At 71.4% G+C, this 23666-nt stretch carries 21 protein-coding genes; 9 read left to right on the top strand and 12 right to left on the bottom strand.

What is annotated here, in order from left to right; genetic code table 11:
- The first annotated feature begins 35 nt into the window (after positions 1–35).
- The 9 genes from ABD340_RS38425 (at position 36) to ABD340_RS38385 (ending at position 8721) form a co-directional block, all read left to right on the top strand.
- Positions 36–1130, top strand: a complete 1095-nt coding sequence (locus ABD340_RS38425) for a zinc-dependent alcohol dehydrogenase (protein ID WP_344595947.1) — start codon at positions 36–38, stop codon at positions 1128–1130.
- Positions 1127–1882, top strand: a complete 756-nt coding sequence (locus tag ABD340_RS38420; protein ID WP_344595945.1) for an SDR family oxidoreductase — start codon at positions 1127–1129, stop codon at positions 1880–1882. Before ABD340_RS38425 ends, ABD340_RS38420 begins: the two co-directional genes overlap by 4 nt.
- Positions 1879–2844, top strand: a complete 966-nt coding sequence (locus tag ABD340_RS38415) for a 2-hydroxyacid dehydrogenase (RefSeq protein WP_344595943.1) — start codon at positions 1879–1881, stop codon at positions 2842–2844. The genes ABD340_RS38420 and ABD340_RS38415 overlap by 4 nt, the downstream gene beginning before the upstream one ends.
- Entirely contained in the window at positions 2841–3824 is a 984-nt protein-coding gene (locus ABD340_RS38410; protein ID WP_344595941.1) for a sugar kinase, read from the top strand. The genes ABD340_RS38415 and ABD340_RS38410 overlap by 4 nt, the downstream gene beginning before the upstream one ends.
- Positions 3796–4572 (top strand): IclR family transcriptional regulator, encoded by a 777-nt coding sequence (locus ABD340_RS38405; protein ID WP_344595939.1) that lies wholly within the window; start codon positions 3796–3798, stop codon positions 4570–4572. The genes ABD340_RS38410 and ABD340_RS38405 overlap by 29 nt, the downstream gene beginning before the upstream one ends.
- The gene (locus ABD340_RS38400) at positions 4559–5179 is read left to right on the top strand and encodes a bifunctional 4-hydroxy-2-oxoglutarate aldolase/2-dehydro-3-deoxy-phosphogluconate aldolase (protein ID WP_344595937.1); all 621 of its coding nucleotides are present in this window, start codon (positions 4559–4561) and stop codon (positions 5177–5179) included. Before ABD340_RS38405 ends, ABD340_RS38400 begins: the two co-directional genes overlap by 14 nt.
- A 230-nt stretch (positions 5180–5409) precedes the next feature.
- Complete coding sequence (locus ABD340_RS38395; protein ID WP_344595935.1) at positions 5410–6741, top strand: MFS transporter; 1332 nt, start codon at positions 5410–5412, stop codon at positions 6739–6741.
- Between the two features lie 48 nt (positions 6742–6789).
- Positions 6790–7122 carry a hypothetical protein gene (locus ABD340_RS38390; RefSeq protein ID WP_344595934.1) on the top strand — a complete coding sequence of 111 codons (333 nt, stop codon included), beginning with the start codon at positions 6790–6792 and terminating at the stop codon, positions 7120–7122.
- 78 nt (positions 7123–7200) lie between these two features.
- Positions 7201–8721 (top strand): serine/threonine-protein kinase, encoded by a 1521-nt coding sequence (locus ABD340_RS38385; protein ID WP_344596081.1) that lies wholly within the window; start codon positions 7201–7203, stop codon positions 8719–8721.
- 19 nt (positions 8722–8740) lie between these two features.
- Here the strand turns inward: ABD340_RS38385 and ABD340_RS38380 are convergent, their stop codons facing one another.
- The 12 genes from ABD340_RS38380 to ABD340_RS38325 form a co-directional block, all read right to left on the bottom strand.
- Complete coding sequence (locus ABD340_RS38380) at positions 8741–11590, bottom strand: FAD-binding and (Fe-S)-binding domain-containing protein (protein WP_344595932.1); 2850 nt, start codon at positions 11588–11590, stop codon at positions 8741–8743.
- Complete coding sequence (locus ABD340_RS38375) at positions 11587–12549, bottom strand: alcohol dehydrogenase catalytic domain-containing protein (protein ID WP_344595930.1); 963 nt, start codon at positions 12547–12549, stop codon at positions 11587–11589. Before ABD340_RS38375 ends, ABD340_RS38380 begins: the two co-directional genes overlap by 4 nt.
- A gap of 63 nt (positions 12550–12612) precedes the next feature.
- Positions 12613–13506 (bottom strand): enoyl-CoA hydratase, encoded by an 894-nt coding sequence (locus tag ABD340_RS38370; protein ID WP_344595929.1) that lies wholly within the window; start codon positions 13504–13506, stop codon positions 12613–12615.
- A gap of 8 nt (positions 13507–13514) precedes the next feature.
- Entirely contained in the window at positions 13515–15131 is a 1617-nt protein-coding gene (locus ABD340_RS38365) for a class I adenylate-forming enzyme family protein (protein WP_344595927.1), read from the bottom strand.
- The gene (locus ABD340_RS38360; RefSeq protein WP_344595926.1) at positions 15121–15936 is read right to left on the bottom strand and encodes an SDR family NAD(P)-dependent oxidoreductase; all 816 of its coding nucleotides are present in this window, start codon (positions 15934–15936) and stop codon (positions 15121–15123) included. The genes ABD340_RS38365 and ABD340_RS38360 overlap by 11 nt, the downstream gene beginning before the upstream one ends.
- Positions 15897–16619, bottom strand: a complete 723-nt coding sequence (locus tag ABD340_RS38355) for an alpha/beta fold hydrolase (protein ID WP_344595924.1) — start codon at positions 16617–16619, stop codon at positions 15897–15899. The genes ABD340_RS38360 and ABD340_RS38355 overlap by 40 nt, the downstream gene beginning before the upstream one ends.
- On the bottom strand, positions 16616–17584 hold the full coding sequence (locus ABD340_RS38350; protein WP_344595923.1) for a phosphotransferase family protein: 969 nt from the start codon (positions 17582–17584) through the stop codon (positions 16616–16618). Before ABD340_RS38350 ends, ABD340_RS38355 begins: the two co-directional genes overlap by 4 nt.
- The gene (locus ABD340_RS38345; protein ID WP_344595922.1) at positions 17574–18872 is read right to left on the bottom strand and encodes an acyl-CoA dehydrogenase family protein; all 1299 of its coding nucleotides are present in this window, start codon (positions 18870–18872) and stop codon (positions 17574–17576) included. The genes ABD340_RS38350 and ABD340_RS38345 overlap by 11 nt, the downstream gene beginning before the upstream one ends.
- Before the next feature lie 29 nt (positions 18873–18901).
- Positions 18902–19699 (bottom strand): enoyl-CoA hydratase/isomerase family protein, encoded by a 798-nt coding sequence (locus ABD340_RS38340; protein ID WP_344595920.1) that lies wholly within the window; start codon positions 19697–19699, stop codon positions 18902–18904.
- Positions 19700–19777: 78 nt separating this feature from the next.
- On the bottom strand, positions 19778–20761 hold the full coding sequence (locus ABD340_RS38335; protein ID WP_344595919.1) for an acyl-CoA dehydrogenase family protein: 984 nt from the start codon (positions 20759–20761) through the stop codon (positions 19778–19780).
- Between the two features lie 5 nt (positions 20762–20766).
- Entirely contained in the window at positions 20767–21921 is a 1155-nt protein-coding gene (locus ABD340_RS38330) for an acyl-CoA dehydrogenase family protein (protein WP_344595917.1), read from the bottom strand.
- A 96-nt stretch (positions 21922–22017) separates the two neighbouring features.
- Entirely contained in the window at positions 22018–23640 is a 1623-nt protein-coding gene (locus ABD340_RS38325) for a thiamine pyrophosphate-binding protein (protein WP_344595915.1), read from the bottom strand.
- Between the last annotated feature and the right edge of the window lie 26 nt (positions 23641–23666).

Raw genomic sequence — 23666 nt, 5'->3', positions numbered from 1 at the left:
AGCATAAGTATTGCAACATATGCAACGGAGTGAGTTTGGATACAGGATCGATGCGGGCCGTCTCCTGGGCCGGGCCCGGCCGGCTCGCCCATGAGGTCGTCCCGATTCCCCGGATCGTGGACGGCGAAGTGCTGGTCCAGGTGGCACACGCCGGGATCTGCGGCTCCGACCTGGCGATACTCAAAGGGGAGCACGCTCGTGCCCGGCCCGGGGTCCGCCTCGGCCACGAGTTCGCCGGGACCGTCGCCGCCTCGTCGGCCGAGGGTGCCCCCGCGGTCGGGACGCGGGTCGCGGTGCGCCCGCTGATCGCCTGCGCCGACCGGGCCGCCGTCCCGCCGGGCCGGGCCTACACTCCGCCGCCGCCCGGTGAGTCCTGCCGGGCCTGCGTGTCCGGAAACCCGCACGTGTGCCGTTCGCTCGGCCTGTACGGCGTGGACGAGCCGGGCGGGCTCGCCGAGTACGTCGCCGTGCGCGCCGACGCCGTCCACCCCCTGCGGCCGGAGGTCGCGCCGGAACTGGCGGCGCTGGCCGAGCCGCTCGCCGTGGCCGTGCACGCGGTGTCGCGTTCGGGGCTGACCGGCGGGGAGAACGTCGCGGTCTTCGGCGGCGGCCCGATCGGGTTGCTCACCGCGCTGGTGGCGCGGCGGCGCGGGGCCGGCTCCGTGGTGATCGTCGAGCCGAACGCATGGCGGCGCGGCGTCGCCGAACGGTTCGGGTTCCCCGTTCTGGAAGCCGACGCCGACGTCCCCGCGCGCATCCGCGCGGGCACGTCCGGAGACGGTGCCGACATCGTGTTCGACTCGGCGGGGCATCCGGCGGTCGCCCGCCAGATGACCGAGGCCGCCCGGATCCAGGGCACGATCGTGATCGTCGGGGTCCACAAGACGCCGCCCGCGGTGGACCTGCGAACCGTCAACTTCGCCGAGCACCGCCTCGTCGGCGCCCGGGTGTACGCGCGTGCGGACTTCGCCGCCGCCGTCGACCTGATCGAGGACGACGCGCTGGGCCTGGCCGAGCTGCCCCTCCGCACGTTCCCCCTGGACGAGGTGGACGGCGCGTTCTCGGCGGCGGCCGCGGGCGAGGGCAGCGTGAAGGTCCTGATCGCGCCGATCCCAGAGGGAGCGGAATGAAAAGCGCCTGGGTGATCGGCGGGGGCAGCGGTATCGGTCGCGCGGCGGCCGCGCGGCTGGCCCGGGACGGGTACCACGTCGTGGTCTCGGGACGCCGCGAGCACCCGCTGGCCGAGACCGTCGAGACGATCGCCGCCGCGGGCGGGCATGCCACGGCGGTGCCCGTGGACGTGACCGACGACGCCTCGGTGGCCGCCGCGCACGCGGCCGCCGAAGGCGCCGCCGGCCCGCTGGAACTCCTGCTCTGCTCGGCCGGGACGAACGTCCCCAACCGCTGGTGGTCCGACCTGACCGGTGCGGACTTCGCCAAAGTGGTGGACACCAACCTCAACGCGGTCACCCGGTGCGTGCTGGCCGTGCTGCCGGGCCAGCGCGCGGCGGGCTTCGGCCAGGTGATCGTCGTGTCCTCCTGGGCCGGCTGGCGGTACATGTCGGCGGCGGGCGCCGCCTACAGCGCCAGCAAGACGGCGCTGGGCGCGCTCGTCGAAACGCTCAACGACCAGGAGGGGCGGCACGGGATCCGGGCCACGCACCTGTGCCCCGGCGAGGTGGACACCCCGATATTCAGGACGCGGGCCGTTCCACCGCCTCCTGAGGAGCTGGAGCGGATGCTGGCCCCCGACGACGTCGCCGAGGTCGTCGGTTCGATCGCCGCGCTTCCGCCCTCGGTCTGCGTGAACGAACTCGTCGTGACCCCTGTTTGGAACCGCATGTACGTCGACACCACCGCGTACCGTCCGGAGGAGCGATGACGCGGGTCGTGGTGACGGACGCCGACGTCGGGCCCTTGCTGCGCGACGGCGACGGCATCGACCTGGTCCGCGTGGCGCTCGATGACCGTGCGCTCCTGGAGGACGAGCTCGCCCGCGCCGACGCCTACGTGGGCGTGCACTTCGACGCCGGCCTCGCCCGCGCCGTGGGGCCGGCCTTCGCCTTCCTCCAGATCACCGCCGCCGGGACGGACCATGTGGCCGTCGGCGACCTTCCCGCGCGGGTCACGGTCGCCAACGCCTACGGTCACGGCCGCTCCGTCGCCGAGCACGTGCTGATGGTCATGATCGCCGCCCGCCGCGGCCTGCTGCGGCGCGACGCCGAGATGCGCCGCGGCCGCTGGCGGTCGAGGCTCCACGACCCGGACTGCCCGACCTTCTCCACACTTGCGGGAGCAACCGTCGGGATCATCGGTTTCGGGCACATCGGACGGTCCATCGCCCGGCTGTGCGACGCGATCGGGATGCGGACGGTCGCGCTGCGCGGGTCCGCGCGGGGGCGGGACGCCACCGACCCCGACGCCGCCTGGGTGGGCGGTGCGGACGCGCTGGACGACCTGCTGCGGGAAGCCGCGGTCGTGGTCGTGGCCTGCCCGCTCACCGACCGGACCCGGGGCCTGATCGGCGCCCGTGAGCTGGCGCTGCTCGGCCCGTCCGGCACGCTCGTCAACGTCGGCCGCGGCGCCGTGGTGGACGAGGCGGCCCTGTACGAGGCGCTGCGCGACCGGACCATCGCCGCCGCCGCGATCGACGTCTGGACCGCGCCGCCGGGGACGGTGCCGGCGCTCGCCGGCCTGGACAACGTGATCATGACTCCGCATTACTCGGCCACCGCCGACGACACCTACCGGGACCGGGCCGCGCAGGTCGCCGCGAACATCCTCCGGGTGCATCGCGGCGAACCGCCGCACCACATCGTCAGGCAGGGGGAACCCGCCGTATGAAGCCCGTCGACCTGCTCGTGATCGGGGAGACCATGGTGATGGTCACGCCGGAGCACGGCGGCCGTCTGGAGGCCGCCGCCACGTTCAGGCTCAGCCCCGGAGGCGCGGAGTCGAACGTGGCCGCGCTGATGGCGAGGCTCGGGCACACCACGGCCTGGGCCGGTGCGGTCGGCGACGACCCCCTGGGCGATGTCATCGTCGAATCGCTGCGTTCGCTGGGCGTGGACGTCGGGCTGGTCAGGCGGGACGGCCGGCGCCCCACCGCCGTGTACTTCAAGGATCCGGCCCCGTCCGGCACCAGCGTCTACTACTACCGGCGCGGCTCCGCGGCGTCGGCGATGAGCACCGCCGACCTCACCGCGTGGAGGTCGCGGCCGCACCGGCTGACCCACATCACCGGCATCACCGCCGCGCTCTCCGAGCAGTGCCGTGAACTGACCCGCCGGGTGGTGCACGAGCGCCCGCTGCGCCCGGCGCTGCTCAGCTTCGACGTCAACCACCGGCCCGCGCTCTGGAACGGGGACGCGGCCGAGGAGCTGCACGCGCTCGCCCAGCACAGCGACATCGTCTTCGTCGGCCGCGACGAGGCCGAGACCCTGTGGGGCACCTCGGACGCCCGCAGCGTGCGCGCCTTGATCGACCGCCCCGCCCATCTGATCGTCAAGGACGCGGCGGAGGAGGCCGTGAGCTTCACCCCGTCCGGTGTCCACCGCGCGCCCGCCCGGCGGGTCGAGGTCGTCGACGTGGTCGGCGCCGGGGACGCCTTCGCCGCCGGCTGGCTCAGCGGTCTGCTGGACGGCCGGGATGAGGTCACCCGGCTGCGCCTGGGACACTATGCGGCGTCGCGCGTCCTGGGGTCCCCGTCCGACCTCGCGGACCTTCCCCCCGCGAGTGAGATCGCCGACCTCCTGGAGGACGCCTCGCCCCCACCGGCCGAAGGAGTGGTCACGCATGTCCCAGACCGTCGCCCGCGCGATTGAGATCATCGGGTTCGTCTCGCGGCGGCCCCGCTCGCTGGGTGACATCGCCGACCACCTGGGCGTGCACAAGTCGACCGCGCTGCGCATCCTGCAGACCCTGGAGGAGCGCGGCTTCGTCCGGCGGGTGCCCGGCGACGGCTCCTTCGGGGGCGGCTACGGCGTCGGCTTCCAGCTCATCGCGCTCGGCCAGATGGCGCTCGACCAGGTCGAGGCCCGTTCGCTGGCGCATCCCATCCTGCGGGAGCTGAGCGAACGGCACGGCAACACCGTCCACCTCGGCGAGCTCGTCGGCGACCAGATCGTCTACGTCGACAAGGTGGACGGCCGGGGCAGCGTGGCGATGGGCTCGCGCATCGGCCTGCCCGCCAAGACGCACACGGCGGCCGTCGCCAAGGTGATCGCCGCCTACCAGGACCGCGCGGACCGGGCGGCGATCCTCTCCCGGTGCGACTTCACCCGCTACACCCCCACGACCATCACCGACCGCGACGCCCTCGAAAAGGATCTGGATCTCACCAGGAGCCGCGGCTGGGCGGAGGACGACGGCGAGCACGAGGACTACATCAACTGCGTCGCGCTGCCGGTGTTCGACGCCCGGGGCAAGGTCACCCACGGCGTGTCCATCACGGCGCTGCGGGCCGTCGCCCCGCTGGCGCGGCTGCGTGAGCAGATCGCCGACTTCCGCGCGGCGGCACACCGGATCTCCCAGAACCTGGGATGGAGAGGAGACGAATATGGACACCGATGACTTCTTCGGCCACCATCTCGCGCGCGATCCCGTCCTGGGGATATTCCGCGGTCTCGCGCCGGACGACACCGTGGAGCTGTGCGAGCGCGCCTGGGAGTTCGGCGTCGAGCTCATCGAGGTGCCCGTCCAGACGCCCGACGCGCTGCCCTCCCTGCGCGCCGCGCTCGACGCGGCCGGACGACGCGGCAAGCACGTGGGGGCCGGGACGGTGACCACCGTCGAACAACTGGCGGCGGTGCACGAACTGGGGGCGGCGTTCACCGTCGCGCCCGGCCTCCATTCCGAGGTGGCGGCCGAGTCGCTGCGGCTCGGCCTCCCGCATCTGCCCGGCGTCGCCACCGCCACGGAGATCGCCAACGCGCTCGCCTTCGGCTTCACCTGGCTGAAGGCGTTCCCCGCCGCCCAACTGGGGACGGGGTGGATCGCCGCGCAGCTCGCGCCCTTCCCCCTCGTCCGCTTCGTCGCCACGGGCGGGATCGGCCCGTCCAACGCGGGGAGCTTCCTCGCGGCGGGCTGCCGGGGCGTGGCCGTGGGGTCCGCGCTGGCCGACCCGACCGCCTTCTCCAGGCTCCGCGAAGCGGTCGGGGCCGGCGCTCAGGCGAGCTGAACGACAAGAGCACAACGAGAGCATCGTAGAAAGGCGACCCGGAGCCGCGTCGACCGCGCACATCCGGACCCGCCTCCCAGTAGGCCGGCCCTCACCCCGCGCCGGTCCGACCTTGCTGAAGACGGCTTCCCCCACCCCATCGACACAGCCGTCGCCCCGCCCTGCCAACAACGTGCACTGGTATTGCAATATTTGCAAAGCCGCAGGTCATCGCAAGAAAAGAGTAACCGGTGTCCCCACCAGCCGAGTTCGACGCCCGCGCGGCCCGCCGGGTCGTCATCGCCAGCTCCATCGGAACCGTCATCGAGTGGTACGACTTCGCCCTCTACGGCGCGGCGTCCGCGCTCGTCTTCGGCCCGCTGTTCTTCCCCGAGCACAGCGCGGCCGGGGGCGCCCTCGCCTCGTTCGCCGTCTTCGCCGTGGCCTTCTTCGTCCGGCCGCTCGGCGGGCTCGTCGCCGCCCACATCGGCGACCGGATCGGCCGCAAGCCCGTGCTGATCTTCACGGTCACGCTCATGGGCGTCGCCACGGTCGCGGTCGGGCTGCTGCCCACCTACGAGACGATCGGGGTCTGGGCACCGGTCCTGCTCATCATCACCCGCCTGCTCCAGGGCGTCGGGGCGGGCGCCGAGTTCGCCGGCGCGGTCACGGCCGTCGCCGAATACGCGCCCGCCCGGCGCCGCGCGTTCTACACCTCGTTCGCGCAGGCCTCGGTCGGTATGGCGTTCGTCCTGTCCACCGGATTCTTCGCGCTCCTGGCCGCGATCCCGCGCGACGTCCTGCAGGACTGGGCGTGGCGCGTTCCGTTCCTCGCCAGCGTCGTCATCTTCGGCGTCGCGATCTTCATTCGGAAGCGGATCGAGGAGACGCCCGAGTTCGTCCAGGACCGGACCGCGCCCCCCTCGGCGGAGAAGATCCCGCTGCTCCAGGCGTTCCGCGAGGCGCCGCGCCAGCTCATCGTCGGCCTGCTCTGCGGATCCGGCCTGAACGTGGCCGGCTACATGGTCAACACGTTCTCCCTCAGCTACGTCAAGAACACCCTGGAGATGTCGGCGACCGTCGCCACCCTCGGGGTGGTCGCGGCCACCGGAAGCAGCGTCATCGCCGTCCCGCTGTTCGGGATGCTCGCCGACCGCGTCGGCAAGGGCCCGGTCCTGATGGGCGGCGCGATCTTCACCGCTCTCTACATCCCCCCGTTCTTCCTCCTGCTCGACACCCGGCAGCCCGCCCTGGTCATCCTCGCCATGACGATCGCCTACGGCGTCGGGCAGAGCGCCATGCTCGGCGCGCAGTCGGCCTTCCTGTCCGAACTCTTCGAAACGCGCTACCGCTTCACCGCGATCGCCGCCTCACGCGAGATCAACGTGATGCTGCTGGGCGGCACCACCCCCTTCATCGCCACCGCCCTGGTCTCCGCGGCCGGCGGCTCCCCCTGGTACGTCGTCGTCTTCGCCGTCACCTGCCAACTCCTCACCATCGGCGCCGTCCTGCTGTCCCGCACCATCCGCCACCGCCCGGCACCGGACGACGTCCCCGACTCCGTCCTCCCCCGCAAGATCTGAGCCCGTCCGGCGGCGCCCGCGAGGGCGCCGCCGGTTGCGAGTCGTGTGATGCAGCAGGCGGAGGCCAAGTACGCGGCCGATCGGACGCGGCCGTTCGTGACCGGCGCGGGGAGGCACGCGACGGCCGGTCCCGCCGTGGCCGCCGAGACCGAGCGGCAGCTCGGCGGCCTGCTGGAGGAGTTCATCGCGGCGGGCAACGCCGACGGCTTGTGGAACAGCGCCGACCCCGCCGCCGACGCCCTGACCATCCACGACTTCGTCCTCGCCGCCCTCCGCCGCCATCTGCTCCTCGGTGTCGCGCCCTCGCGGAGCACGACGCGGGCCCTCGCCGATTTCGCGCTCCGCGCTCTGGGAGTGCCCGCGGGCGACCGTCCGCGGTGAGCCTCCTGTCACCCCTGGTGAAGAGCCACACCCGTTGGCTATAGCCTGGCGGTTCTCGTAGCAACGGTGGGGGGCTTGGTGGATCCTCTGCAGCCCGGTGACCCGCGGCACGTCGGTAAGTACCGCCTGCTGGGCCGGCTCGGCGAAGGTGGTATGGGGCAGGTGTTCTTCGGCCGTTCCCCCGGGGGGCGTCCGGTCGCCGTGAAGCTCATCCGGCACGAATACGCCCACCGGCAGCGATTCCGCGCCCGATTCGCCCGCGAGGTCGAAGCCGCCCGCCGGGTCGGGGGATTCCATACCGCGTTGGTCATCGACGCCGACCACGATGCCGATCCGCCGTGGATGGTCACCGCCTACATCCCCGGGCCGTCCCTGCACGCCGCCGTCACCGAACACGGTCCGCTCGACGCCCGGGCCGTGCGGATGCTGGGTGCCGGGCTCGCCGAGGGGCTGGCCGCCATCCACGAATGCGGGCTGGTGCATCGGGATCTCAAGCCCGGCAACGTGATCCTGGCCGCCGACGGACCCAGGATCATCGACTTCGGCATCGCCGGCAGCCAGGATTCCAGCAAGATGACCGCGACCGGCGCCGTTCTGGGAACCTACGCCTACATGTCGCCCGAGCAGGTGAACGGTCATCCGGCCGAACCCGCCAGCGACGTCTTCGCGCTCGGGGCGGTCCTGGGCTTCGCCGCCACCGGCCGCAGCCCCTTCCTCGGCGAGACGATCGCCGCCACCCTGCACCGCATCACCGGCGAACCACCCGATCTGCGCGGCATGCCCGTCGAGAGCGGGCATCGTGAGCTGATCGCCGCCTGCCTGGTCAAGGACCCCGCCGCCCGGCCTCCGCTCGCCCACGTTCTCGCCCAGATGGCCGGCCCCTGGCCGGGCGGCGACTGGCTGCCTCCCGCCGTCATGGACATGATCACCTCCCGGGAGTCCGAGTCCACCGATCCCCTGGATCCGGACGCCGAGGAATCGGACCACCGGATCCACGACCAGACCACGGTGGACCCCGCACCCGAACGCGAGATTCCGCGCCGTGCCGTCCTCATCAGCGGGCTCGTGGCTTCCGTGGCCGCCGTCGCCGCCGTGGTGTCGTTCCTGGTCCTCCCGGAGTCGGCGAAGCCGTCGGCGCCCTCCAGGCGTGTCGTCACCGACGACGGCCGCGCGTTCGGGGACGGCGGATGGAGCCGGTTCACCGTGACGGTCGATCCGGCCAACAGCGGCGTGCGGCTGACGCGCCGCCTCGATTCCAGCGTCACCGGACAGAGCGCGTCGATCTCCGTGAACGGCGTACAGGCCGGAAGGTGGGCACCTTTGGAAGGAGCCCTCACCATCTGGATGGACCAGACCGTCGAGCTCCCGATGTCCGTCACGAAGGGCAGAAGGAAACTCACCATCAGGAACACGTTCGAATCGTCGACGAAGGACTTCAACGAGTTCAGCTACTTCGTCGACCAGAAGATCAACGGCGGTTGGCACCGCGCCGATGTGGTCGACATCGGGCCTGGTCACCCCGCCGACGAGAAGGCACATGGATACCGCATCAGCGAGAGAACCTGGGAAGGAGAGCGAACCTTCACCTATCGGGGGTGAACAGGCTGAGCCGTCCGTGTCATCGGCTCCGCACCGGCAGATGCCTTGCGAGCAGCTCCGCGAGGTGGGTGCCGCGCACACCGGCGAGTTGGTCGAGTTGAGTGCGGCAGGAGAACCCGTCGGCGAGGACGACCGCGTCCGCGTCCGCCTCCCGCACGGCCGGCAGCAAGGCCGTCTCCGCCACGGCGACGGAAACGTCGTAGTGCCCCCGCTCGACGCCGAAGTTGCCCGCCAATCCGCAGCAGCCACCGAGGGAGCGGACACTGGCACCGGCGTTCGCGAGCAGTTCGGCGTCGGCCGTCCAGCCCAGGACGGCGTGCTGGTGGCAGTGCGTCTGGGCGATGCCCCGCACACTGTTCAGCGCCGGTGGTGTCCAGGTGGCGGAGGCCGTCAGCAGTTCGGCCAAAGTACGCGTCGCAGCCTGTGCCCGTATCGCGCGGGGGTCGTCGGGCAGCAGTTCGGCCGCGTCCTTGCGCAGTACCGCCGTGCAGGACGGTTCCAGCCCGACGATCGGAATCCCCTGCGCCAGCGCGGGTTCCAGTGCGTCGAGGCTGCGCCGCAGCCGGGCACGGGCACCGTCGAGCTGGCCGGTGGAGATCCAGGTGAGCCCGCAGCACACCGGTTTGCCGGTGAGTCGCACGGCATAGCCGGCGTCCTCCAGGACGCGCACGGCCGCCTGCCCTACCTCCGGGCTGAAGTAGTCCGTGAACGTGTCGACCCACAGCAGCACGGGTTTCCCGGTGGCGGCGGGCCGCCCGGCGAACCACTTCCGGAAGGTGCGTGCGGCCAACCCGGGCAGGTCTCGGCGGGCGTCGATACCGCCCAGCCGCTTGGCGAGGGCCGCCGGCCACGGCCGGTTCAGCACGGCGTTGGCCGGGCGGGGCGCGATCGATGCCAGGCGCGCCCATCGAGGCAGCCAGCCCAGGGCGTAGTGCGCGGCCGGCCTGATCCGGTGGCGGTAGCGCCGGTAGAGCGCCTCGGCCTTGTAGGTGGCCATGTCCACCCCTGCCGGGCAGTCGGACGAGCAGCCCTTGCAGGACAGGCACAGGTCCAGAGCCTGCGCCAGCTCAGCCGAGCGAAAGTTCTTGATCAGTGAGCCGTTCGCGACCTCCTGGAGGACCCGGGCCCGGCCCCGGGTGGAATCCTTCTCGTCCCGGGTGGCCAGATAGGACGGGCACATCACGCCGCCATCGGTGTTGTCGGACCGGCACTTGCCGACCCCGACACAGCGGTGCACCGCGTTCGCCAGGTCTCCCCCGTCGTGCGGGTAGGCGAAGCCCAGTCCGTCGGCCAACGGCCGGACGGAGGGCAGGCGCAGGTTCGCGTCCAGCGGCGCCGGGTCGACGATGACCCCCGGATTGAGCAGATCGTCCGGGTCGAACGCGTGCTTGGCCTGGCGGAACATCTCGATCGCCGGGGCGGAGTACATGTACGGCAGCAGTTCGCCGCGGGCCCGGCCGTCGCCGTGCTCGCCGGACATCGAGCCGCCGTATCGGCCGACCAGGCGCGCGGCCTCGACCGCGAACTCCCGGTACCGGTGCCGCGCCGTGGCGAGGGGGAAGTCGATCCTGGCGTGCACGCAGCCCTCCCCCAGGTGCCCGAAGACCAGGCCGTCGACGCCGTGTTCCCGCATCAGGCGGCCGAACTCGCGCAAGTAGCCGCCGAGGCGGTCCGGGGGCACCGCGGCGTCCTCCCAGCCGGGCCACGCCGGCCGGCCTGCGGGGCTGCGGCCGCCGAGCCCGGCGCCGTCCTCGCGGATCGCCCACAGTGCGCGCGCCGGGCGACCGGTGACGACCGCCGAGTCGAGGCAGCCGGCGTCCGCGATCACCTTCGCCGCGTTCGCCCGGGCCTCGGCCTCGGTGCCGCCCGCCGTCTCGACGAACAGCCAGCCTTCTCCCCGGGGCAGGTCGGGGACCGCGCCACCGCCCCGCCGGGAACGGACGACCGCCACCAGGCGGGCGTCCATCCCCTCGATCGCCACCGGCCGGTGCGGGAGCAGAGCCGGCACGGCATCGGCCGCCGCGGGCATGTCCGGATAGCCCAGCACCGCCAGCGCGACGGCCGCGGGGGGCTCGACGAGCCTCACCACCGCCCCGAGGACCACGCCGAGCGTGCCCTCGGTGCCGACGAGGAACTTCGCCAGGTCCGCACCGTTCTCAGGCAGCAGATGCTCCAGCGAGTAGCCGGACACCTGCCTACCGAAACGCCCGAATTCAGTGCGGATCACCGCCAGGTTCGCGGCGACGATCTCTTCGAGCGCACGGCCCTTGGCCCCCGCCGCACGCAGGCCGGCGCGGCCGAGGCGGCGGGCGTCGAGGCGCTCGCCGTCGGCGGTCAGGACGTCGAGGGACACGACGTTGTCGGCGGCGCGGCCGTACCTGAGCGCACGGGCGCCGCAGGCGTTGTTGCCCAGCGAACCACCGATCGTGGCGCGCCCATGCGTCGAGGGGTCCGGACCGTACCGCAGGCCGTACGGCGCCGCGGCGGCACTGATCGCGTCGAGGATCGCTCCCGGCTGGACGGTGGCCGTACGCGCCTCGGCGTCCACCGACAGCACCCGGTCGAGGTGGCGGGAGAAGTCCAGGACGATACCGGTTCCCACCGAGTTGCCCGCCGTCGAGGTGCCTCCGCCCCGGCAGGTGATCGGAACTCCCGCCGAGCGTGCGACCGCGACTGCGGCCGCGACCTCGCCGGTGTCCCGGGGAAAGGCGACGACCGCGGGAACGACCCGGTAGTTGGACGCGTCCGTCGAGTACTCCGCCCTGCGGCGGGTACCGGCGTCGACCTCGGCCATACCGGCGCGGCGGAGTTCCCGGACCAGTTCGCGCCGATCCGCCAGGCCCTCGTCCTTCCCTTTCCGGGCGCTCATGTCATGCTCACGGCGACCTTCAGGCGGCCCTCCGCCGGCACGTTGGCGGCTTCGAAGGCGGCCTGGATGTCGGCGACGTCGAACGTGTGCGTCACATACCGGTCCGCCAGGACCGGGTGCTCCGCCAGATACTCGCCGGCCAGCCGCAGGTATCGGCGCCGCGACTGCGTCGCACCGGCCCGCATCGTCAGTTGCTTGCGCAGGAACTTCCACAGATCGAGGGCATAAGGGCGGGCCTCGGGAATCCCGAAGTAGTAGACGAGACCCGATGGCGCCACGGCATCGATCGCGTCGCCCAGCGTCTCATGCTGATGCCCGATCGCCTCCACGATCACGTTCGGCCGCCGGTCGTCGGCCAGTTGCGCGGCCCATCGCTCGGTCGCGCCGTGAACGGCCTCGTCCACCGCGAAGAAGCCGGCGACGTCGCCGCGGTCGACGAGATCGACCCCGGTGACCCGCCGCGCCCCGCGCTGCTTGATGACGTGGCTGAACAGGACTCCGAAGGGCCCCTGGCCGAGGACGGCGACGCCGGCGCCGTCAAGGGGGCCCAGCTGGTCGACGGCGTAGAGCACGCAGGCCAGCGGTTGCAGCAGGATCGCGACGGTCGGTTCCAGGGCCGCGTCATACCGCAACAGCCCGTCGCCGTCCGTGACGACGTATTCGGCGATCGCGTTGAAGGAGTTGGCCCATCCGACCACGAGCGCGCCGGGGCTCAGGGAGTCGCACCGCGAGGCGACCACCTCGCCGACCACCTCGTGCATCGGATAGCCCGGGATCTTGGCGGCGTACGGCCCGACCTCCCCGTCGGCCAGCGGGGTCCGGAAACCGCGGAACCTCGGCAGGTCACTGCCGCAGATCCCGCCGGCGAGGGTACGCAGCAGCACCTGCCCGTCCCGCAGGTCACCGGCTGCCGGCGCGGACACGTCGACCTTTTCGAACCGCCCTGGTGCGACAAGCATGTACGCCCACATCGCCGAATCTCTTTCTCTGCGCTATGAATGTCCAACTAACCCGATCTCGGGTCAGCCTTCGTCTCGCTGACCGTCCTCGCGCCGACCGGCATCCGGTGCGGGACGGGCGTCGGAGCGGGCCATGCCGCGCGCGTCCATCCCGCCCAGCGCGTCCGCCGAGACCTCCGCGTTGTGCGCGTGCGCGAAATGGTGCAGACCGAATACGGAGTCCATGCCGGCACGCATCCCCTGCATGTCCTCGGCCTGGTTGACCGCCTTCTTCGCCAGCGCGAGACCGAACCGGGGCATCGCGCCGATGCGCTCGGCGATTTCCAGGGTGGTCTCGAGCAGTCGCGGGCGCGGCACCACGTGGTTGACCATGCCGAGCTCGTGGGCGCGTCGGGCGGTGATCCGGTCGCCGGTGAACAGGAACTCCTTGGCCGCCCTCGGGTTCATCACCCAGGGGTGCGCGAAGTACTCCACGCCCGGTATCCCCATGCGGACCACGGGGTCGGAGAAGAAGGCGTCGTCGGAGGCGATGGCGAAGTCGCACGACCAGGCGAGCATCAGCCCGCCGGCGACGCAGGCCCCGTGCACCATCGCGATCATCGGCTTGGGGATCTCGCGCCAGCGCCGGCACATCCCCAGATACACCTCGGACTCCCGGGCGAAGCGCTGGTCGCCGCCCTGCTTGTCGGCGTGGTCCCACCAGATCACGGCCTTGCGGTCGAACGTCCGGTCCGCGTCGCGGCCCGGGGTGCCGATGTCGTGCCCGGCGCAGAAGTGCGGCCCGTTGCCCCCGAGCACGATGACCTTGACCTGGTCGTCGTCGACCGCCCTTGTGAAAGCCGCGTCGATCGCATAGGTCATCGCGGAGTTCTGCGCGTTGCGGTACTTCGGGCGGTTGAGCCTCACGACCGCCACGTTGCCGAGGCGTTCGTAGGTGACGACCGGGCCGTCGTTCATCGTCGCTCCTAACGATCGTGCGTGCGCTCGGTGTCCGCCAGCATCTGCCTGACCGCCGCCTTGTTGTGTTTGCCGAACTCGGTCTTGGGCAGCTCCGCCACCAGGACGAGCCGCTCGGGGTGGGAATGGCGCGGCACGTCGTGCTCCGACAGGAGCCCGGTGAGGTCGGCCAAGGCCGGTTCGCTGCCGGGTCGCGGCACGACGACCGCGACCGCCTGCTCCCCGAGCCGGGGATGGGGCACCCCCACGACGGAGATGTCGTTGACATCGGGATGCTGGACGAGCAGGCGCTCGAGCTCCAGGGGATCGATGTTGATCCCGCTCCGCCGGATCACGTCCTTGAGCCGGCCGACGTAGCGGACGAACCCCGAGCCGTCGATCGACATGATGTCGCCCGTGTGCAGGTATCCGTCGCCGGTCACCGCTTCCGCGGTCAGTTCGGGGCGATGGAGGTAGCCCAGCATCAGCGACGGTCCGCGCACGAGGTACTCGCCGGTGTCGCCGCCGCCTTCGATGAAGCACTCGACGCCGTCGAAGGGAAGGCCGTCGCGCGCCATTCGGACGTCCTGCGGCGCGTCGACCGGCATCACCGCATGGCCCATGCATTCGGTGAGGCCGTACATGCGGCGGATCCGGAAGCCGAACCGCCGCTCGGCCGCCGCGTACCGCTCGTCGGAGCCGGAGCCCGCGCTCAGCCCGCGCACCGACGACCACATCGACACGTGCTCGTCGTCGAGCTCCAGCATGTCATAGATGTGGGTGCCGGACAGCAGGCACCAGGTCACCCCGTACCGGTCGACGGCGCGGCTGGTCGCCCGCGGCTCCCAGCGGGCGACGGGCAGGACCGAGGCGCCCGCGATGATCGGCGCGTACAGGGTGAACACGGTCCCGCTCGCGTGCCCGAACGGACCGGCCGAGAGGATCACGTCACGCGGGGACAGGCCGCACCGCTCGGCGTACTGGGTGGCCGCGTACACGGCGGCGTTCTCAGCGTGCATCACGACCTTGGACGGACCCGTGGTGCCGCCGGTCGAGAGCAGCAGGAACGGTGCGCCCGTGTCGGTCCGGCCCACCTCGGCCGGCTCGAACCCCGCGCCCGCGGCGGTCACGTCGGCGAGGCCGGACGCCCACGCCGGAGCCTGCGCGGCATCGGTGAGGACCAGCGCCCGGAGGCTCGGAGCGTTCTTCTTCAGCTCCTCGATCGTGTCCTGCCAGTCGGCCCTCGCCAGAACCCGCCCGGAGATCACCACGGCCGCCGCGTCGGTGGCGTCCAGCAGACCCCGCAGCTGCGACCGGGTGGCACGGCTGGGGAGCGGAGCCAGCCTGGCGCCGAGGTTCACCGTGGCGGCCAAGACCGCGGTCGCCTCCCACCCGTTGACGAGGGGAGCGACCACCGTGTGCCCTGGGCCGACACCCCGGTCGGCCAGGAAGGCGGCGAACCGGCGGGCCGCCGTGGCGACCTCGGCATAGGTCTTGGGATCGTCCCCTACGTACAGGGGAGCGTCAGGGCTTCGCCGGGCCTGCTCGACGAGGATCCGCATCAGGTTGATGTCCTGCCACAGGCCGGCACTCCGGTAGGAGGCCTGGAGCTCCGGGGGCAGGAGAGGGTGCGCGCTAGGCTGCATGACCACCGTCCACCAGAACGCACGCGCCGGTCACGTACGATGCCGCGTCGCTGGCGAGGAACCTGACCACGCGGGCGACCTCTTCCGCCTCCGCCCAGCGGCCCATGGGGATCTGGGCGATCGACTCGTCGCGGAATTCCGGCTGCTGCTGTGCCGTTGTCAGATCGGTCTCCACGAGATGCGGAGCGACCAGGTTCGAGCGCGCGCCGGACGGTGCCAGCTCACGCGCCAGCGTCTTGGTGAGCCCCACGAGCGCGTGCTTGCCCGACACGTACGCGGACAGCTCCGGCCGGCCGTGGAACGATCCACTCGATCCTACTGTGACGATGTTCCTGCCGGCGTCACCGGGCGTGTCCCGCCAGGTGCGGATGACCGCGCGGGACGTCAGGAAGGCGCTGGTCAGGTTCAACTCGAGGGTCTTGCGCCAGCCCCCGGCCCGGGTATCGGCGAGCGGCACCTTGAACGACGCTCCGCCCACGTTGTTGACCAGCACGTCGATGCGGCCGAACGCGTCCATCGCATGGCGCACCATCGCGTCCACGGACTCCTCGTCGGTGACGTCGGCCGCCACGCACTCGACCGGACGGCCGATCGGCGCGATCTCTGCTCGGACCGCCTCGAGACCCGCCGGCCGGCGCGCGGTCAGGACCACGCCCTCCGCCCCCGCCTCGGCGGCCTCCACCGCGATGGCCCGGCCGATGCCGCGGCTGGCACCGGTGATCAACACCACCTTGCGGTCGAGCCGGAAGGCCCCGTCAGCGGCGTTCAATCCCCCATGACGACGGCTTGCAGTCGCTCCAGCCACCGGACCACCTCCTCCACATGATCCACGAACGGCATGTGCGCCGCCGTTCGGACCGGCACGAACGCGCCGCCGGTCCGCTCCGTGAGTTCGAGATGGTCCCGAAGGGCGACCGAACGGTCGAAGCGGCCGCCCAGCACGAGCGTCGTCGGCTGGGCCACGGCCAGGTCGATCCGCGGCTCATGGTCGCGGATCGCCCGCAGGTGCCGGGCCATGGTGCCCTCCCTTCGGGACTCGAAGTCGGCGACCACGGCCGCGAGATGCTCGGGCCGCAGGTCCGGGCCGACACAACGCCGCGCCACCTCGGGGAATATCGCGGCGCCTTTCGCGTCGACCCGCTGGATCAGCTCCTTGGAGACGGGGAACTCCCAGCCGGCGGCGAGCAGCATCAGACCCGCCACGGGGAGACGCTGAGCGCATTCGAGCGCCACCAGCGCACCGAGGGAGTTCCCGACCAGGATGCGGGGAGCCGGCATCCGCAGGAGCGACGCCTCGAGCGCGTCCGCCATCTCGGCGACGCTCTCGAGCTCGGGCAAGGCCATCACCGTGCCGTCGAACCGCTTCGCGACCGGCCGCCACAGCGTGGAACCGCCGCCGGCACCGGGGAAGAACGCCCAGGACGCGGTGCGCCGGCCGTTCCCCGCGAAGCCCTCGTTGAGGGGATCGGTCGCCTCGTCGATGGTCACGACATCAACTCCAGCCCCACATCGATGAGTCCGGGAATGGTCCTCGTCAGCCCTTCGTACACGGGATCGACCCGCTTCCCGCGCCTGTGCAGTCCCAGGTTGTAGCCGAGGATCGACGCGTACTTGTGGCAGGTCGCGGCGAGGACGTGATCGAAGTCCGGCTCGTCCGCCATCGCCACCATGTCCTCCAGGGGGATCGCGGCCGCCGCACCGCTGTAGCTCTCCCCGAACCGCTCGCGGATCGCCAGCAGGCACAGGCTCGCCTTGTCCGCGGCCGTGACCCCCAGGTGCGCGATCTCCCAGTCGAGGACGGCGACCGCGGCCCCCTCGCGGAAGACCAGGTTGCCCGGGTGAAAGTCACCGTGCACGAGCCGGACCCGGCCGACGGCGGGCGTGCCCGCGAGCAGCTTCGCCTCCAGCGCCGGGGCGTGCCGGAGCAGCTCGGCGGGCGCGCGCTCGCGCAGCCGCGCCCACCGCCGGACCTCGTCCGCCGGCTCGGTCACCCCTTCGTCGCCGATGCCGGTGGCCGGGGGCGGCACGGCGCCGATCAGGTCGATCGTGTCGAAGGCGGCGCGCATCAGATCATGCGGCGTCATCGTCGCGAGCGCCGCCTCCCCGCTGTCTCCTTCGACCTTGGCCATGAGGACGAACGGACGTCCTTCGATCACCGGGTCGGCGGAGTGCGCGAGGATCCGCGGCACGGGCACGGCGGTCGATGCCAGCGTGTCCATGAGGCGGGCCTGCCTGGCCACGTCGGCGGGCCCCACCGGCCGGGCCCCCGGCGGGGGCAACCGCAGGACGGCCTCGGTACGGCGGCCGTCCAGTTCGGCATCGACCCAGTAGGTGAAACCCGAATGGCTCTCCGGAACGGGGCGCAACGTTACGTCCCGCGCCCCCGGCCAGGCCTTCTCCAGGGCCGCCGCGAGCGCCGGGGCGACCGGCGTCGCGGCTGGTTCAGCTGTCATGATCGCTCCGCGCTAGAACGTCGGCCGCGAAGCCCGCCGCGGCGGCGCGGCGGGTGGGCACGTGGTCGGACGGCCACGGACCCTCCGGAGCCCGGTAGCCCTTGAGGACCTGCCGGGCCACGGCGATCTTGTGGACCTCGTCGGCACCGTCCACGAAACGAGCCGCCCGGGCACGGCGGTACATGTGCTCCAGGGGGAGGTCTCCGGAGAACCCGAGGGCACCGTTGACCTGGACCGCCCGGTCGATGACGCGGTTCAGCACCTCGGCACCGAAGTACTTGATCATGGCGATGTCGGTCTTCGCCGCCGCCGCTCCCCGCGTGTCGATGACCCAGGCGGCCTTCAAGGTCAGCAGCCGTGCGGCCTCCATGTCCGCCGCGCACTCGGCGATCCACGACCGGACCAGGTCCGAGTCGGCGAGCGGGCGGCCGCGCACATCCCGTTGCAGCGCCCGTTCGCACATCATGTCGAAGGCGCGCCGGGCCTGGCCGAGCCACCGCATGCAGTGGTGGATCCGGCCGGGCCCGAGGCGCATCTGCGCGATCTTGAAACCGTCGCCCACGCCGCCGAGGATGTTGGCCGCGTCGATGCGGCAGTCGACGTAGCGCACCTCCGGGTGGCCGAACCCGAGCCGCTCCGCACCGATCATGGTCGGCACGTTGCGCACCACCTCCAGCCCCGGCGCGTCCTTGGGCACGATGAACATCGAGGCCCGCCGGTGCGGCCGCTCGGCCGGGTCGGTGACGGCCATCACGATGAGGAAGTCGGCGGCCACGGCGTTGGAACTGAACCATTTGTGACCGTTGATCACCCACGTGTCGCCGTCCCGGGTGGCCGTGGTGCTCATCCGGGTGGGGTCCGATCCGGCGTTGTCCGGCTCGGTCATCGAGAACGCCGACCGCATCCGGCCGTCCAGCAGCGGGTCGAGCCAGGTCCGCTTCTGTTCGGGCGTGCCGGCGAGGGCCAGGATCTCGGCGTTGCCGGAGTCGGGGGCCTGGCAGCCGAACGCGTACGGGCCCCAGAACGAGGTGCCGATGATCTCGTTGAGCTGTGCGAGCCGGACCTGGCCGAGCCCCTGGCCGCCGAGTTCGGGGGGAAGATGCGCCGCCCAGAGCCGGCGCGCCTTCACCTCCGCCTGCACTGCCCGGAGGACGACCTCGAACTCCTCGTCCGGCACGTCGAGAACCTCGAGCGGCCACACATGGGTCTTCATGAACCGCCGGACCCAGTCGAGCTCGCGCTCGAAATCCGGATCCACCGCGAACACCCCGTGCATGTCCCCGTGCATGTCTTGGTCTCCTCCCGCGACCGGCAGGGTCAGCGCCCTTCCCACGTCGGCTTGCGCTTCTGGACGAACGCCGTGGCGCCCTCCATCGCGTCCTTCGTCTGGTGGTTGCTCATCACCATGAAGTGCTCGAGCAGCGCGATCGTCTCCCGGTCGGCCTCCAGGCCGCGACTCACCGCGAGCTTGCACCATTCGAGCGCCAGCGGGCTCTTGTCGATCAGCGGCGCGACGAAGTCGTCGATCGCCTGCTCGAGCTGGTCGGCGGGCGTGGACAGGTTGACCAGCCCCCACTCCTCGGCCTGCTTGCCCGTGAGGAGCTTGCCGGTCCAGAACAGCTCCTTGGCCTTGCGGAGGCCGATGGAGCGCGGAACCGCCCAGTACGGGCCGGCGCCGCCGAGCAGGCCGCGGTTGAGGTGGTAGTCGCCGATCTGCGCGTCATCGGTGGCGATGGCCAGGTCGCACCACATCATCATCTCGAAGCCGCCGGCGACGGCGAACCCGTGCACGACGGCGATCGTCGGCTTGGAGATGTGCCAGTCGTTGCTGAGCGCGAGCAGCCCGGACGAGCGGACGATGCGCCAGCTCTCGGCCTGGTTGCCGAGCGCCTCGCCCGACAGCTCCTTGAGGTCGCGTCCGGCGCAGAACGCGCGGCCGCGGCCGCGGATCAGGATCGCGCGGACCTCCTCGTCGGCGTCGGCCAGCTTCAGCGCCTCTTCCCGCTCGCGCGCCAGCACGTTGTTGATCGCGTTCAGCGACTCCGGCCGGTTCAGCCAGATGGTCGCGACCTTGCCGTCGTGCGACTTCTCGTACTCGAGGGTTTCGAACTCCACCGGATCCTCCTTTGATAAAATATCCGATATCCGATATCCGAAGACTAGATGATGGGAGCCGTTCGGGCAAGGGGTCCGTCAGGGGATGAACGTCTCAACGAGCGAGTCGACCCCGAGAGCGGACCTTCCGAGCGTCACCTGGTGCTCGGCCGCGCTCCCCCACCTGCTCTGGAGCTCGTGGCCGTACAGCAACCAGCGGTGCAGCGGGTGCTCCATCGTGAACCCGATGCCCCCGTGGACCTGGAGGGCATGGTCGTTGACCAGCGCTCCGGCCTGGCTCGCGACGGCTTTCGCCACGGCGGCCGCCAGGCCGCTCCCAGGGGCGCCCGCGGCGAGCGCCCGTGCGGCGCTCCACGCGGTCGGACGCGCCGACTCGACCGCCGCCGCCATCTCCGCCAGCATGTGCTTGACCGCCTGGAAGCTCCCGATCGGCACCCCGAACTGCTCGCGCGTGCGAGCCTGCTCAAGGCTCAGCTCCAACAGGCGCCGGCCGACACCGTTCAGCAGTGCCGCGGTGACCCACGCACTCCGGGCGCGGAACTCCGCCACCGAAGCTTCGGGGTCGTCCAGCGCGGACCCGGCGAGCGCAGCGACCATCTCACCGCTGCGCATCCTCGCGGCCTCGGCGCCCAGTGCACCGATCTCCAGCAGGTGCATCCGGCCTTCATGCTCCACGAGGGCCAGGTCGGCGCCACGGCGGGTGCCGATCCCGCCGCTCGGGCACACCGCGAGCCCGAGGCTGTCCCCGCCGGCGAACGCCGGCAGCCAGCGTTCGCGCTGCTCGGCCGAGCCGTGACGCGCCACCATGGGAGCGACCACGCCGACCGTCTCGGCGATGGGAACCGGCACGTCGGCATGACCGGCCTCCTCGATGATCAGCACGACGTCCGCCTCGGTCATGCCACCGCCGCCGAGTTCCTCCGGCACCGCCAGCAGGGGCAAGCCGATCCGCGCAAGCTCGGCACGCGGCCCGGCCGGTTCGGCGTCCGCCGCCACCCCCGCGAAGGACTTCGCCGCCAGTTCTGCGAACTCGATCTGCTCGTCGCTGAACGCATCGATCACGGTGGTCACCTCGGCAACTTGAGCACGCGGTCGGCGATGATGTTCTTCTGGATCTGGTTGGTCCCCGCGAAGATGCGGGCGGCCCTGGAGTACCAGTACTCGGCCATCCACTCCTCCGCCGCGGCGGTCCCGCCCCCGTCGCGGAGATCCCCCGTCGCGCGCAGGACCCGCTCCCCGAGCTGGAACAGCCGCACCTGGATCTCAGACCAGATGAGCTTGTTGTAGGCGGAGGTCGCCGTCGGGTGTTCGGACGCGGCCTCGGCCGCCACGCGGGCCGTGTAGTCCCGGTACATGAGCACCTGGGCCAGCACTTCGCCGAACTCAAGTTCGATCGCCGGCTCGAGTCGCACACCCGCCGAGGCGATGGCCCGGCGCAGGTATTCGAGCCGGGTCAGATACTGGACGTAGGAGCGCCGGCCCACTCCGCGCTCGAACCCGAGCGCCGCCATGGCGACCCGCCAGCCGTTCCCGAGCCCGCCGACGACGTTGTCGACGGGGACCCGGACGTCCTCGAAGAAGATCTCCGCGAACTCGGGGCGGCCGTTCAGCTGCACGATGGGCCTGACCTGCACGCCGGGCGTCCGCAGGTCGACCATCAGCCACGAGATGCCGTGATGCTTGGGGCCCTCCTTGCCGGTGCGCACCAGAGCGAAGACCCAGTCGGAGTAGTGCGCTCCCGTGGTCCAGATCTTCTGGCCGTTGACGACCAGGTCGTCGCCTTGGCGGACCGCCTGGGTGCGCAAGGAGGCCAGGTCGCTCCCCGCGTCCGGCTCGCTGAAGCCTTGGCACCACACCTCGTCCGATCGCAGCATCGCCGGAAGCCAGCGACGCTGCTGCCGCGCGGTGCCGAACGCCATGAGGGTCGGGCCCGCCAGCATCAGGCTCTGGATGTTGATCCTTGCAGGGCCGCCGGCCCGCTCGTATTCCTCCTGGAAGACGAGGCGTTCCGGTTCACTCGCGGCGCGTCCGCCGTGCTCCACGGGCCAGTGCACGGCGGCATAGCCCGCGTCGGCCAGCTCGCGCTCCCAGGCCCGGTAGCCCGCGGAGGCGGCATGGTCGTCGAGTGGTGGGAGATCGTGCGGCACGTGTTCCCCGAACCAGGCACGAAGCTCCGCGCGCCAGCCGTCCAGGCTTCGGCCGTCGGATACCGTCCGCGTCATCGTTTCTCCATCACGAGGCTCCACTAGTTGAGATTAAATATCAAAGATATAATATCTATACAGTTTGCGTGCGAGGTGGGGCCTCAGGCGGCGCGCTCAGCGCCCCACGGCCGGCACCGCGTCTGGATCGATCTTTATGTCGATGAGAACGGGCCGGTCCCGGTGCTCGATCGCCGCCAGCGCCTCATCGAGCTCGGCCCGGTCGCGCACGGTGAACCCCTGGCCCCCCAGGGCCGTCGCCACCGGCCCGAAATCCGGCCACTCGAAAGTCGAGATCTCCGGGTCCATGTCCTTGTTGCGCAACTGGATGTGCTCCGCGCCGTACGCCCCGTCATTGAGAACCACGACGACCAGGTCCAGACCGTGCCGGACGGCGGAACCGAACTCCGCCAGCCCGCCGAGCATGAAACCCCCGTCACCGGTCACCAGCAGCACCGGCCGCGCGGGCTCGCCGAAAGCGGCCCCGACGGCGTTGCCCATACCGAGCCCGATCGAGCCGAAGTTGACCGTGTGGACGTACGCGCTGGGTTCGGGCACGCGCAGCAGCCTGAAGGCATGGTGGATGAACCGCCCGCCGTCGAAGACGAGCGTGCGCTCCTTCGGGAACGTCGACTCCAACCGCATGAGCGCCGTGCGGATGTCGACGGTCGCGTCGGTACCGCGGTCCTTGAAGTCCTGACCGGAGCGGGCCGCCAGCCGCTCGGCGAGCTCCGGCGACGCGAAGCCGGTCGGCCTGACGTCGGCCTCGTCGAGCCAGGTGACCAAATCCTCGGCCACCGTCGCGGCGTCGCCCACGACTCCCACGTGCACGCCCGAGTGCCGCGCCGGCGCGACCCGGTCGAGGTCGACCTGGACGAGCTTCTTGCCCTCCAACGCCGACCCTTCGGCCGTCGTCCACTTGTTCAGGGAGGCGCCGAACGCGATGACGCAGTCGCTCCGCATGATGGTGTCCAACGCGACCTCGTCGGAGAGCGTCCCGAAGATCCCGAGGTCGTGCGGCTCGTCCCGGAAGAGATCGCGCGCACGGAGCGTCGTCGCGACCGGAGCGCCGATCCGGCCGGCCAGGTGCAGCAGTGCCTTGCGGGCATCGGGCGCCGCGGCTCCCCGGCCGGCCAGGATGATGGGGCGCTTGGCGGAGGCCACGACGCCCACGGCTTCGTCCATCACCGCCGGGTCCGGCAGGACGGCCTGCGGAGCCGGCCATCTCCGGGGTGCGGGCGAGCGCTCCACCTGCTCCCACTGAAAGTCCACCGGCATGTTGAGCACCACCGGACGCCGTTCCAGGACGGCACGGCGAACAGCCGTCGCCAGGTCCTCGTCGACCGTCCACGGGGCACGGACCTGCTCGAAGCCGGCCCCGGTCGGCACCACGACGTCCCTTTGGGAGATGTTCTGGAAGTTCTCCCGGTCCACCACCGCGGTGTCACCGGCGATCAGCAGCACCGGCGTGCGATCCCTGACGCTCTCCACCAGCGCGGTCACCGTGTTGGTCAGCGCGGGGCCATGGGTGACCGTGGCGACGCCCAGACGACCCGAGGTCCGCGCATACCCGTTGGCCGCCAGGACGGCGCCGGCCTCGTTCGACATCGAGACGAACTTTCCCCCCGCCTGACGCTGGAAGGAGTCCATCGCGTACAGGTTCGCATCGCCCAGCACCCCGAACACGGTCGTGACACCGTGATCGGACAGCGCCCACGCGATCGCTTCATGGAACAGCATTGTCAGTCACCTTCGAGCACTGGATT

The sequence above is a fragment of the Actinomadura vinacea genome (genome assembly GCF_039532545.1).
GTDB lineage: Bacteria > Actinomycetota > Actinomycetes > Streptosporangiales > Streptosporangiaceae > Spirillospora > Spirillospora vinacea.
This window is presented reverse-complemented; position numbering and strand designations above follow the sequence as displayed.

Coding starts and splice junctions, on each gene's coding strand:
- ABD340_RS38420 (WP_344595945.1), top strand. CDS start 1,127: ATGAAAAGCGCCTGGGTGATCGGCGGGGGCAGCGGTATCGGTCGCGCG.
- ABD340_RS38415 (WP_344595943.1), top strand. CDS start 1,879: ATGACGCGGGTCGTGGTGACGGACGCCGACGTCGGGCCCTTGCTGCGC.
- ABD340_RS38410 (WP_344595941.1), top strand. CDS start 2,841: ATGAAGCCCGTCGACCTGCTCGTGATCGGGGAGACCATGGTGATGGTC.
- ABD340_RS38405 (WP_344595939.1), top strand. CDS start 3,796: ATGTCCCAGACCGTCGCCCGCGCGATTGAGATCATCGGGTTCGTCTCG.
- ABD340_RS38400 (WP_344595937.1), top strand. CDS start 4,559: ATGGACACCGATGACTTCTTCGGCCACCATCTCGCGCGCGATCCCGTC.
- ABD340_RS38390 (WP_344595934.1), top strand. CDS start 6,790: ATGCAGCAGGCGGAGGCCAAGTACGCGGCCGATCGGACGCGGCCGTTC.
- ABD340_RS38380 (WP_344595932.1), bottom strand. CDS start 11,590: ATGAGCGCCCGGAAAGGGAAGGACGAGGGCCTGGCGGATCGGCGCGAA.
- ABD340_RS38375 (WP_344595930.1), bottom strand. CDS start 12,549: ATGCTTGTCGCACCAGGGCGGTTCGAAAAGGTCGACGTGTCCGCGCCG.
- ABD340_RS38370 (WP_344595929.1), bottom strand. CDS start 13,506: ATGAACGACGGCCCGGTCGTCACCTACGAACGCCTCGGCAACGTGGCG.
- ABD340_RS38365 (WP_344595927.1), bottom strand. CDS start 15,131: ATGCAGCCTAGCGCGCACCCTCTCCTGCCCCCGGAGCTCCAGGCCTCC.
- ABD340_RS38350 (WP_344595923.1), bottom strand. CDS start 17,584: ATGACAGCTGAACCAGCCGCGACGCCGGTCGCCCCGGCGCTCGCGGCG.
- ABD340_RS38345 (WP_344595922.1), bottom strand. CDS start 18,872: ATGCACGGGGACATGCACGGGGTGTTCGCGGTGGATCCGGATTTCGAG.
- ABD340_RS38330 (WP_344595917.1), bottom strand. CDS start 21,921: ATGACGCGGACGGTATCCGACGGCCGAAGCCTGGACGGCTGGCGCGCG.
- ABD340_RS38325 (WP_344595915.1), bottom strand. CDS start 23,640: ATGCTGTTCCATGAAGCGATCGCGTGGGCGCTGTCCGATCACGGTGTC.